General features: G+C 38.7%; 8 protein-coding genes and 1 tRNA gene. 1 reads left to right on the top strand and 8 read right to left on the bottom strand.

The annotated features are described in order from the left end of the window. Nucleotides 1-89: 89 nt before the first annotated feature. Nucleotides 90-173 (top strand) — tRNA-Leu (locus E7746_RS02520). 103 nt (nt 174-276) lie between these two features. On the opposite strand, the gene fic is transcribed toward E7746_RS02520, so the two are convergent. The 8 genes from fic to E7746_RS02480 form a co-directional block, all read right to left on the bottom strand. Beyond that, nucleotides 277-1,149, bottom strand: coding sequence for a protein adenylyltransferase Fic (fic, locus tag E7746_RS02515; RefSeq protein WP_136409408.1), 873 nt, complete (start codon nt 1,147-1,149; stop codon nt 277-279). After that, complete coding sequence (locus E7746_RS02510; RefSeq protein WP_136409730.1) at nt 1,142-2,590, bottom strand: hypothetical protein; 1,449 nt, start codon at nt 2,588-2,590, stop codon at nt 1,142-1,144. Before E7746_RS02510 ends, fic begins: the two co-directional genes overlap by 8 nt. A gap of 11 nt (nt 2,591-2,601) precedes the next feature. Next, on the bottom strand, nt 2,602-3,606 hold the full coding sequence (gene rhuM, locus E7746_RS02505; protein WP_136409406.1) for a virulence RhuM family protein: 1,005 nt from the start codon (nt 3,604-3,606) through the stop codon (nt 2,602-2,604). Next, nucleotides 3,607-7,269: an nSTAND3 domain-containing NTPase gene (locus E7746_RS02500; RefSeq protein ID WP_136409729.1), complete on the bottom strand. Its 3,663-nt coding sequence runs from the start codon at nt 7,267-7,269 to the stop codon at nt 3,607-3,609. It abuts the gene before it with no gap. 2 nt (nt 7,270-7,271) lie between these two features. Further along, nucleotides 7,272-8,261 (bottom strand): hypothetical protein, encoded by a 990-nt coding sequence (locus tag E7746_RS02495; protein WP_136409728.1) that lies wholly within the window; start codon nt 8,259-8,261, stop codon nt 7,272-7,274. 290 nt (nt 8,262-8,551) lie between these two features. After that, nucleotides 8,552-9,016 carry a hypothetical protein gene (locus tag E7746_RS02490; protein WP_068960303.1) on the bottom strand — a complete coding sequence of 155 codons (465 nt, stop codon included), beginning with the start codon at nt 9,014-9,016 and terminating at the stop codon, nt 8,552-8,554. 38 nt (nt 9,017-9,054) lie between these two features. Further along, nucleotides 9,055-9,405, bottom strand: coding sequence for a hypothetical protein (locus E7746_RS02485; protein WP_068960302.1), 351 nt, complete (start codon nt 9,403-9,405; stop codon nt 9,055-9,057). Further along, entirely contained in the window at nt 9,392-12,703 is a 3,312-nt protein-coding gene (locus E7746_RS02480; RefSeq protein ID WP_136409726.1) for an Eco57I restriction-modification methylase domain-containing protein, read from the bottom strand. The genes E7746_RS02485 and E7746_RS02480 overlap by 14 nt, the downstream gene beginning before the upstream one ends. Nucleotides 12,704-12,705 lie beyond the last annotated feature (2 nt).

Below are 12,705 nucleotides of genomic sequence, written 5' to 3'. Positions count from 1 at the left end.
CCATTGGGTATATTTTTATTTTCGGCCGAAAAACACTGCTACAATATTTTGAAAATACAAAAACAAAGCGTATCTTTGCAGTCGCAAAAGCCCAGGTGGCGGAATGGTAGACGCGCTCGTTTCAGGTGCGAGTGCTGCGAGGCGTGCAGGTTCGAGTCCTGTTCTGGGCACCACAAAAGCGACTTAATAAAGTGAATATCACCAAGTTAAGTCGCTTTCTTTTATTTTTACGTGCATATTACGTGCAAAAGGCCTGCACGCAACTTTGAGTTAGGTTCACTCTTCTTCGTAATAGTAAGAGTAGTCGATGCCTTTCATGAACATTTCGCGGTCGTTGATTTTGTCGGTCAAGGCTCCTTCGAGCAGCGTTTTTATATGTGTGGAGTCGACAACGCTCTCTCGCATCGCTGTCAGATATTCGTTCTTATCAATCCGGCTCCAGTCCACGCAGCGTTTGAGCGAGCGGCGGAGCATCAGGTCGAGCCAGATGCGTGTGCTGCGCCCGTTGCCCTCCATAAACGGATGTACCACGTTCATCTCCACATACTTGTCGGCAATTTCGTCAAGCGTCGTTTCCGGCATTCCCTCAATGGTCGGTATGATGGTCGGAAAATGGAGGCAATTCGCAAAAGTGAAACCTCCCTTTGATATATTCTTGTTCCTGATTTGTCCGGCAAACTCATATAGGCCGCCGAACAAGTAGGCATGAATCTGTTGCAGGCATTTCATACTGCCCGGTTCAAGAGAGTTCAGCAGTCCGCTTTCAAACAAAGTGTATGCTTTCTTTCGGCTCTGACCGTCAATGGTATTATCACTATAGGTAAACCAGTCGAGAAACCCGCTCGCCCGGTTATTGGGATAATGCTTGGCAAGAAGGATAACGCCATCGCTATTCAGAACATCAGCAATACGCTGTTTGCCATCCGGGGCCTCGAATTTGAACCCGTGAGTGGGACTCACGAGTTGAACACCTTCCTGTTTCAGCTTACGTTTAAGCCAACGCCAATAGTTGCCGGCCTTTGTATAGTCCGGCTCATTATTGATAGCGCGCACCACATCCGTAGCCGAGAACCACCAGCAGTTATTCTCGTCATCCCAAACCGCCCTCACCTCGCGATCATTGAAAAATCGTATCGACTTCTTACTCATTGTCTGTTTCCAGTTTTATAGACTTCAATTCTTTAGTGAGAGATGGACGGAACCTATATTCCTGCAATAGAAATTCGACAATTTCCTTTTGCGTTTTTGAATACCCAAGTTCTGACAACGATTCCAGGTCTGCTCTGAAATATGAGTACTTGGAAGAATTGACTTTTTTCTTTGGGGGGAAACGGTCGGCAGCGTATGCACGGACTGTACGGATTAGGATCGCCTGCATTTCTTCAAAATGAGTTTGACGCAATGATCCGGCGTACTTTAACGGAGTCCGATAATCAGTCGAATCCTTTGCCGTTGCTTCCGACACGAGACGGAATAACCAGTCAAACTCACCTTCCTCTATGAGGAATGGGGCGATTTCATCAATGACATTATAACCGGTTGCCTTTGAGAGCAGATTATGGTAGAATGCGTTCCATTTGTCCCCGTCAACAAGTTCCTTGAGTTGATGATAGAATTTTGCTTTATCGTTGTAGCTGTTATAGAACAGGCGTTTGAGATTATCTATACGTTCTTCCAATGTGCCATGTTCCACAAGAAGTTGCTGTTTAAGTTCAAGCCAGTTCGGAGTCTTTGGCGAATAGAAGTAAGAGCCATTGTCCTTGATTGCCTGCGCCCTGTCGAGCAGGAGGATAGCCTCAAGCCAGTTGTCGGCATCAAGCAACTCATTATAATATTTCAGGCAGACTTCAGGATACTGTATTTCATCCTCCATATATTGGCGAGCTTCATCTGCAAGACCCATTGAACGGATAAAATCAATTTTACGGCACACCCACGTCCCTGCCTCATCACCCAGATTCTCGTCAATCAGAGCATCGTATATTCCACACGTAACTTCATCGTTGTCGCGTCTGAGTGCGATAAGTTCAAGAATAAAATCGTATGGCGAACCAATGTAGTCGTCTATCACATCCTTCTTTTTAGCAGCTTTAATGAGTTTTTCTAAAGAATTCAGAATATCGTGGCTGACATCCTCGCGAATCATAAGAAGTCCGACAATGTTTCCCAATACATCCATTATATCCTGAATACTGCCGGAAAAATCATCGCCATACCAATCATCACCGTAAAAATCCTCATCAGTCACCTGCATACCGACCTCTTTGACTATTACGTCACACAGGTCATATAGCTTCTCGGTAGACAGCGAGTCTGCGTTTTCGCTCCATGGCTTTATCAAGTCATTATAGACATTGCTCCAGTCAGTCGCTTCTCTCACTTCATGGCGCGAGAAGAACTCTTTTGTCTCGCGGTTTACGGCCTGACTGAGTTTGCGGGCGAAATCCACATTTTCTACCGAAGGGCAGAGGCAATTTCGGATATAATCCTTGAAATCAGAATGTTTGTTGGCCCATCCTGAAACAATATCGCGCAAATCGTCTTCGTTCGCATGGGCAATCAATTGCGATATATCTTTAGATGTATTCATTTTTCTTTTGTTTATTTCTTGGAGCGGAGTCGCTTTTGTTCGGCTTCAAAGGCTTCGAGGAAGTGGATTTCGACCGGGGATAGTTGATACTGGGTACGCTCACGGAATTTGTCGTATTCCTCATTGGCTTTCAGCTTGGCAACTTCGGCCGAGACGCATCCGGCATGGTTCAGTAATTCCTTACCCGACAGCTTCAGGAAATCGTCGAGCTTCTGAATCCAGTCTTTCATATACATCGGCACATGGCTCTTGGCCTGAAGTTCGGCAAAGTCAAGATATAGGTTGACGATTCGGTTCAGCATATCTACCTCCTCTTCTGCGAGATAATTCTTCGCAATCTCAGCCTCATGTTTGGTAGGCATGGCACCTCGCCATGTTGTCAAACCCATGAAATCCTTTTCGGCATTGGCACGGTCATAGATAACCTCTGCGGCAGTATGTCCGTGTGCGGCAAAGTGCATTTTGTTCTGAACAGTCTTGAAGAACTGTTGGGTGATGGCGGTGCGAGGGTCATAGTCGATGCTGAGGGCGTAAATTTCAAGTACCTTGCGATAGAACACCTTTTCAGAGCTGCGTATATCTCGGATTCTCGCCAGCAGCTCATCAAAATAATTTCCTTGTCCGGCATTTTTCAGCAGGTCATCATTCAGCGCAAACCCCTTTATCATATATTCCTTCAGCACCTGAGTAGCCCACTGCCGGAACTGCACACCACGATGAGAGTTGACACGATAACCCACGCTGATAATCATGTCAAGATTATAAATGGGAATCTTACGCTCAACCTGCCGTTTCCCTTCCGTTTGAACTTGTGCAAAAAATGCACAAGTTGAATCGGCGGTTAACTCACCTTCATCGTAGATTCTTTTGATATGACGTTGTATAGTTGAGCGGTCGCGCTGAAACAACTCCGCCATCTGGTCTGCAGTGAGCCACACAGTCTCATTTGAGAGCCGAACCTCAATCTTCGTCTCTCCGCCCTGCGTCTGGAATAATATTATCTGTCCGTTATCCATTTACAAATCGTATAGTTTATGTTTGTGACCGCGTTTTAGTTCGAATTCATACTCTCGTACCAATGACTCTTTTTCCTCTGTAAGATATTGAATATGCTCAAGATAATTTATTTTATCTTTCAATTTTCTTATCTCTACAATTAGCGATTCCAGAAACTCAATCCTACATTTTATGGCAGGTGCAAAACTATCTCCGCCAGTCATTGAATGAGGGAATAAATCTAATTGCCGAAAATCGGTGAGGTTGGTATTGGAAGAAATGAATGTAATGTAATGACGGATTCTAAAAGAACCCATATATGACGATATTATCTCAAAAATAATACTGGAAATATTACTGTTTTGGCAGTATTTATATATCATATCATCTATGAAATTTGCAGCAGTATCATCCTTTAGATTACAAAAGAACGAATATAAATTCTCTTTTTCGCTATATGGAAAATAGGCCATAGCACCATAATACTGTAGTGTCGACTCAATAACTATGGAATAGTTCTCAATATCCCATATAAACTCATAGGGATGGATTTGATACTTAGTGACAAATGTTGGAAAGGCTTTACAACATTCGACCCAAAACTGCGGTGATATTTGCAATAAATACTTAAGTAATTTATGGTTATAATCAAATTTATCTTGACTTTTAATAGCACTGATGTATGCATATTTGACAAGATCTGTTTTTGATTGATGTCGTTTGCAAAATTTCAACAAAAACTCTTCTGATCCAGCAATAGACATAGCATTGCGAATTCTGTATATCAGAGCAGCCATTATGGAGCGACATCCATTATCAAAACTCTCAGCGGAAAAATATCTATTACATAAACCATCTATGGTAAACCACTCTAAAGAGTGATGACGTATAGCTTTACAAAAATCCGATGCAGAAACCAGAGATGATGCATTATCAATAATAACGATATAAGCCAACAATAAGTCTGATTTTAGATTAAGCCTTTGAGACCCAATAAATCCAACAAGCTCTGCTAAATCATGTCCCTTACTATAATACGTTGAAATAATTCGAGTTGGTATAAAATACAATCCTTGATCAATACAGTATTGCCAAAGTTCAAATCCACTTTCCTGACTTAGTTCAAAAGCACATTCAATTACATATGATATCCTAACGTCATCTCCGATATTTTTGTAATGTGAGATATGTGCAATATCTTTACAAAAATTTATGAGTTCGGTGACTGATTTTGTTTTTATTATTTGAGCAATATTTTCTCGTTCAAAATCATATAATCTATTACATCTCTGTTTTCTAACCTTGCTTATCTGACAGTCCAGAAGATAATGCCTATTTGCCTTAGACCAATCTATCTGAAGTAGGTCTTTCCCCATAATAGCTTTTATTCTCTGACGAAGAGTTTCCAGATTCTTACACACATTGAAATCTTCTGTGATATTAAGTTTGCTAACACAATCGTTTATAAAATCCAATTCAGCACTTATTAGCTTTCGGGCAATAGATTTTACTTCATAGAAATCTTCATAAAGATCACTTAATAATACTGACTGATTTAAATTAACGATATTGCTATTAATCCATTCCCATATTCTTTTACGATTGGTCTTCAGTTCATCAGTGATAACTACTGCATAACGTCCGATTACGAAGTTCCTTCCTTTTATGCGTGAATATTGGTATGAAAACTTAAGAAATGATGGCAATACGCAGCTAGCTAATATGAAGCCAGTTTCACTCTCCTTTGATAAATCTATGAGAACTTCAATGATATTCGTTTCACGTTTGTATGAATTGGCATAGTCAATATCATCATATATCCAATGTTCTGATATTATTTTTACGGCACTTTCCATTTTATTAGGATGGCTTTTCAAAAACTCAACTATGAGAGCTAATGCCGTGGCGGTATCAGATTCCTCTGAATGAGAGAAATTAGAAAGTATGGAAAGAATTATATCAGAATTTACATAAGAATGACTAAAATCATCAAATTTATTTTCTTTAATTAAATTCTTAATGTAAAGAAAAGTCAATGCAGGAATCGCACCACTAAATACTTCTAAGAACTCGCATTTTTCTCGTTCTTCTTTGATAGAAACAGACAGACTTTTCCATGCATCGGAGATAGAACTTCGCGAGAAATCTATCACCTCCTTTTTATGGAAACAATTCCATACGGAAAATATACTATCTCTCAATCGTTCTCTTCGATTATGCAGGTTCTCAATTAGATTCGACAAACTTAGTTCTTTAAGGACATAGAAACATTTATAGAATGCATAAGTTCCAAAATTTTGATCCTCTATAGTAGCAATATCATCATCTGTTATACTAATACATTCCAAATCATCAAGCTTACGACATATAGATTTAAACTCTGACGATTCAAGACCAAAAACGTGTTCAATTTGATCTAATAATGAAGTCTCCTCTAAATCAACAACTTTGTAAAAAGAAATAATTGCAACTACCTTGATTAGCTTACAATCCGTACAATCCGAAATTAAACGCTCAAAGAAAGGTTTGTAATATGCGTCATAAACCCCTTCCACATTAATTAAATCGTTATACTTTTTTCCAGCCAAAGCAATTTGAGCACACATCACTGCTAATCTGATATTCTTACCAGTGATATTATTAATGCGTTTGTGCCACAGTGCATTAGTAATACCAAACGATGTAAGAATTTTTGATGCAAGATCTTCCGGAGATTCTGACATTGCAATTTGCTCAACTTTTACCAAATTAGAACATTTTGTAATTACGGAATCAAGAGCATAACTGCGAACTGTCGCAATAAATTTAACATTACTATTGAGGGTATGCTCATAAAACTCGATTGCCTCATCCCAAATGGCAGTTCTATTTGCATCATCTATAATGAACAAGTATGAGACATTTTTATCAACATTATCCAGCGTTTCTCTTATATTACGATTCTTTTCCTCAATAACAAAAGCTTCCGTCCCAGTCATATCTGAAAAGGCTTTCGCAATTTCAATTGCATAGCGTGTTTTACCCATCCCAGGCTCTCCAGAAATTATGAGAAAATCATTGGCTTTCAGTAATTCTAATCCTTTTGAAATTGGCTGTGCGTCAATCTCAAAATATGGATTATTAATTGGTGTTAAGTATGAAAACTTTGTAGAGGAGAAACGCTTAATAAAAGAATCAATTTCTACTAAATTGGGGAATGTTACAATCCCTAAATACTCTTGCAGTATTCTTGGGACTTGCCGCAGTTTAGTAGCGATATCATCAATTGAGAATATCGTTAATTTTATATCGGGATATTGTTTCCAAAGGTATGTTCTTAGATTGTCTTGAATATCTATCGCAATTCGTTGATTAGAAACCAATACAATCTCTTTTATTTCATCAATAGGGATTCTTGTTTTCTTGATATTAATACAAGAATCAATATCGTTTTTTAATTTAGCAACAAACTGGTTCTTTGGACGATTTGATTGTGTTGTATATTCAATTAAAACCTTTCCATCAGACATCGTAAAGACAGTATCGGGACTTCCTTTTACTGTTTTGACTTGTCCTTCTTTTGTTCCTCGAGATTCAATATTTATCGGTTTATAAATAGCCCTTAATAGCTCATCTCCCAATTGCTGGAAGAGAGCAGCACTCATTTGGCCTAATGGACCAATTATATCGGAGAGGATGGCCATATTTAAATTTCTTCAATATCCCAATTAAGTGTATTCTTTACGTGTTTCTGAAAAGCTGGGAACTGATTACCCCACTGATGACTTACAGCAAAAACTATCCCATCTGCACTTTTCAGGATGTTTTCCGGTTCAAGGTAATAACGATGCTCTGCATCTTGTCCCGCATCAATTCGGTTTTGAATTTCTACTAAGGGTCTTACAACGCCATAGCTTCCTTGTAGTAAATCAGGAAACACCTCTTTAATTTTTGAGAAGGTGGCCTGAGGATGTTCTGAAACATAATTCTTTACAACGGTAAGAACCGTTGCTCGTTTATTCATCGGTACACCACCATTCAGCGAGAACATAGCACGCTTTCCTTTCATTGTCTCAACTGGACTCGTAGATGTCGATTGTCCTTGATTCATAACTTTTACGCTTATGCCAAGATAGTCTGCGACTTGACGAATCATTTCAATCTTAGTATCGTTGCTCATGTTGACATAAATCCACCAACCGTCTACATTTTCTTGCCACTTGTAATTATCTTCCGTAACACGCTGTTTTCGACCTACAAGGGGAAAACCTGCAAAAATACGATTCTCAAATGTCGCTACACGAGGTAGCTTCATATGCTTCAATGCATCAATGAACGTATCTTTGCCATTTCCGGTGCATATATAGCCATCTGCAAATTCAACACGAAAAGGAGTGCTTGCGCTTCTGTTTATGCCCGTAGCTGTAACTATATGAGGTATTTTGGGTGAAATTTCCACAGCATCGGGGAGGACATCGGAGATGTTGCGCTTGCGTGATAGGCTAACTTTAAGAGGAGTTCCGGGAACATAGTCAACGACTAAGACCAGTTCACGCTGAACTTGCGCTAAAGCCGGTTCAATCTTTTCGGTGAGAGTCGGGAGAATCTCGGTGCGAATGAGATCCTCTTCAAGTTTCGCGGCTTCCTGTTTAAGCCGCTCATCAATAGGGAGATTAAGCTTACGCAGATTCTCCATTGTGATATATAGTTCGCTCAGTGTTGACATGTTCTAACTAAACTACCGATTGGATACCAATTAAATAACGTAGACACATACTTAACCTTTGATACGTCTGAAGTCCGGGCCTCAATGCAGCTATAATGACATTCATATAGTTTGTCATTAGAAATGGATTATTAGATATCATACTTAAGGTATTTCTAGAATAATCCAACCAATACCTAAATTGGTTCTCCTGCAAACTGTTACCTCGACGCATTAAATCAAGCCCCTGCCTAATAACGCCATCAAGAAGTATATAATTATTATTCATTGTTACCTCCTTCCCGATGCATCTGATCTAATTCCTCAACACTCATTATATCTGTAGAGTCCATGGCTTTTGAGGCTGCATCTGTTGAAATTTTATTCTGACGATTCAATTTAAGATTTACACCGAACCCCTCGAATTTCTCAAAAAGGGGAAGAATTAAAAGAATCAGCCAAAACACAAAGATGACGTTAAATCCATTAAATTTAGGTGTGAAAGTCAAATCTCTGCACTCTTCAAAATGTATAAATAGATAGATTGAACTACCGACAAATAGAATCGCATACCAAAGACGCTGCAACCAATACCCCAAAAACTCTATTGCATTTTCTATACGTTTGCAAAACTTCGGATATGAAGTTTTCTTAAACCACAGGTGATGGAATAGAAACCACGAAATTATGAAGGTTGCTAAAACAGATATTACTACAATCCACCAGACGGTAGATACCGGTATCATTTCAGCGTTTGCATTACAATATGGACACATATAATTTATTACTCAGTTATTGTTATACATTTTACTTGAAGAATATTTATCCATATCCTCTTTTGTTCTTCAGCATTGAGATCGATTTGGACTGATACCTTTTCCTTCTCATCTTCGGCTAGAGGGGAGATTTCTAACAACGCCTTATTGACTTCTTTATAGCGTTCTTTTGCTCCATCTATTGTCTTAATTGATATAGTGGGAATTTTCCAAAAGCCATTGCATAAATTAGTAACAATTACATAATCTCGCTCGTACATATACCTTATAGAGTCATGTGTCAGAGATTTAACCAATGAGTTCGGAGCGATGGAACATAGCCATTCGCCAAATGCTTTCATATAATCACGATTGTCCATAAGTGTCTATATTAAACAATTCATACTCTTCACGAGAGATTGGTGTTTGTGGATCAATGATGAGGACTTCATCGTAGATCAAATTGTAGAGATGATATACAATGATATCTATTAATGACTCGTTGGATGAAGTATCAACTGTGGGATTTTTTTGTTTTTCTTCAGTAACATTGGTTACTAAATCATGGAGTAATTCCTCTTGTCTTCTATCTAATCTAGGTATTGGGAGATTTTCAACCTCATAACTATTGACGTTGCTATTAGTACTGAAACATCTGAAATACCAATTCATTGCCTTTGAATTTAATATCGCTAGCAATGCAACTAAATCAATCTCATCACATGGGACTATATAGTTACATGAATGAGCAAGGTAATATCCACTCGGCACAAGTGCACTAACGAGTCTAACTTTATCGTTTGCACCTGTCATACCTTGCATTACTATACGAGGACTTGTATGATGTTGAGATTTCTCGGAAGTGCCAAATCTAGATAAGTATTTTGGTTCATCCACATATTCAATGACACCCTGACTCATATTAAAAGTATAGTAGTAACGTTGAATCGATGCTCCTTTTAATATTGCTGGAAATGCAGGATTCTTCGTAAAATATTCCTTGTGAACAGACACGTTGAGTTCTCCTTGGTAGCAATTTAAATGTATATCATTCTTCTTTGCCATTTTAGCAATTAAAGGAATGTTAGCCAAGGCCAATCTAGGAATACTATAGTTTACGGGATCTATTGATTGAATGTCATTAAATGAGAACCGAGTTTTAAGACCAGATGTCATATGCCTATCATCCCAAAAATTCACAGTGAAACTTTCAGACGAAGAGAGGCCTTTTTGGGCACATAATATACACACGCTCATTTTTGCACTTTCAAAAACGCGTTTCTTTTTATTATCACGCTCTGGGAAAGAATCGAGTCCAATAACCTTATGAGTCGAAAGAATATCGCGTCTTAACAGCGTTGCCTGTTTATCAGCCAAAAATGAGTTCTGAAATATTAAATCCACAATACCATTCGGTTTACACAAAATATTAAAAGCGCTAGCGACAAAAACCTTATATGCGTTAAGCTTTCCCCCAAACGCAGATTTATATTCTCGAATAGCTTTTAGAATTGGCAAATCCGATGTATTTGTACCCTCATATACTATATACGGCGGATTCCCAATAACAATGTCAAAACCGGAGGCATTAGCATCATCACTAAAGATATTGCTAAATACAATTTTCCAGTCAAAGAATTTAATGTCAATCTGTGCTCTATCTGCTAAAGAGGTTGCAGGTGTAGTCAACGAAGTTATAAGATTATTCAGGGCAAAAAGGCTTTTACTCTTAACTTCTTCAATCGCACGAGCTTGTTTGGCTTTCTTTAACGCCTTTCCGGATAACTTTTTATCCTCAAATATATCAGATTCAATTCTACTTTCTACCTGAGCATTAGCTTTATCAATGCCAAGTTGAACTTTAAGAATATCCAGTATCTTACATTTGATTTCTATTTCGCGTTGGAATTTCTTATCTCCGTTCAAGTCAAATAAATCGTTTTGAAAAAGATGAAGCTCTTTCTTAAGTTTACCAAGTCTTGTGCTGCCTTTCGGTTTTTCTGGTAGTGCTATATATTCATCGTTAAATGTAGTGATAAGAGAGTTGCCACGCACAATCCTGTAATCAAGATTAGGAAGCGGGAGTTTTTGTTGTTCCTCCAAAAGAATGGCAAGCCAAAATCTGAGTCGAGCAATGTCAACCGCTCCTTGTTCAATATCGACCCCGTATATATTATCCCGAATAATAGCCTTCTTCACTTCGAGAGGATTAAACGGTTCTGATTCTTTAAGGAAGCCATATAGGTGCTGACGCGCAGTAAAAAGGATATTGAGAATGCCCATGGGGAATGCCCCGGAACCAATTGCCGGATCGCATACAGTTATCTCTTTAAGAAGCTTATAAATTGCTCTCGCATTATCCTTATTTTGCAGAGCATGATTGACAAGACCCTGATTAATCAAGTCTTCGATATCCGGGTGAAGCGATTCGGCTGTATGAGTCTTTAGATGTTCAATAATGCTCTGGCGACACATATACTGAACTATCTCTTTAGGAGTATAGAAAGCTCCCTTGTCTTTATTATCTTCAAGAAGACTTTCGAATACACGTCCTAACATTTCCGGGTCAATGCCAATTTCAGCATCATCCGGATCATTCTCGTCAATAGTGAAATTATATTCTCCTAAAAACTTAAACAGTTCTTGGAATAGCTTTTTAGGGAACTTGACAGTGAGTTTATCTTCACGTGTCTGTTCGAAAAGGCCTCCGTTGAGATATGGAATTTCGTTCCATTCATCTGCTAAATCTGTATTCCATCCATTTTTTGCAAATATTTCCTTGCGTTTTTCAGGTGGAGTATTCAGCACACCAAAGAATAAAGGTTCTAGAACGGCATCAAGGAAGTCATCCTGAAGAGGAGACGATTGATAAAGATTCTGCAAAAAGTTTCGGTCGTTATTCATCCAACCTTTCCTTTGCAGGAAGCAGAGGAATGTCAGACGACCAAGCATCTTCTTAACGTAATCTCTTACTCTTTTATTATCATTCTTGAATTGCGAGAAAATTTCAGTGTTAGGGTCTTCTTTTTTTACTTCCTCCCACTTGTTTTTAATTTTCTCGTATCGTTTTCCAGTGATATATTGGACAAAATCAGCATAGATATCACGGTATTTACCGAAAAACTCATTGCTTAGAGTCGCAACGGAGAATGCTTTTTCAAAGTCTTCATTATTACGTGGACTTTCAGCAAGAGTTTGAAAGCGCTCGGCTGCGGTACGACCATGGTAGCCTTTGCCAAAAACGTAAGTGTAGCGTTTGGCAGAGGTGGAATCCTTTAAAGAATCTCCTTTATATGCGTAAGAAAATCTCCATTGTCTATCTGCGACATCTTCGTAATGGAATACAATCATAAGATGTTGACGATAATCCATTATAGAGCGGATAAGTTGCTGAATATTGACGCGTGAACGCTCTATGTTCTTTGAGTCATCAAGAGTTACATCAAGAAGTGCAATATTATCAGCATTGTAGTTCTTTTCTGTGAGGTTTCCGATATATTTGATGTGCTTGATGCCGGCTTTTTTAGCTTTTTCTGCATACTCATCTCTTTCGGCAAGGTCATCGTTAATATTTTCGATTTCATTACCGAAGATTGGTTCAATAACATCCGCTATGAAACGTTCAGTTCCGGGATAATCATCGTTAAATATTTTTTCTAACTTATGCTTGAGTTCCATAG

Origin of the sequence: Muribaculum gordoncarteri (genome assembly GCF_004803695.1) — a bacterium.
GTDB classification, from domain to species: domain Bacteria; phylum Bacteroidota; class Bacteroidia; order Bacteroidales; family Muribaculaceae; genus Muribaculum; species Muribaculum gordoncarteri.
Note: the sequence above shows the minus strand (reverse complement) of the source record. Positions and strands in the feature narration are given on the sequence as shown.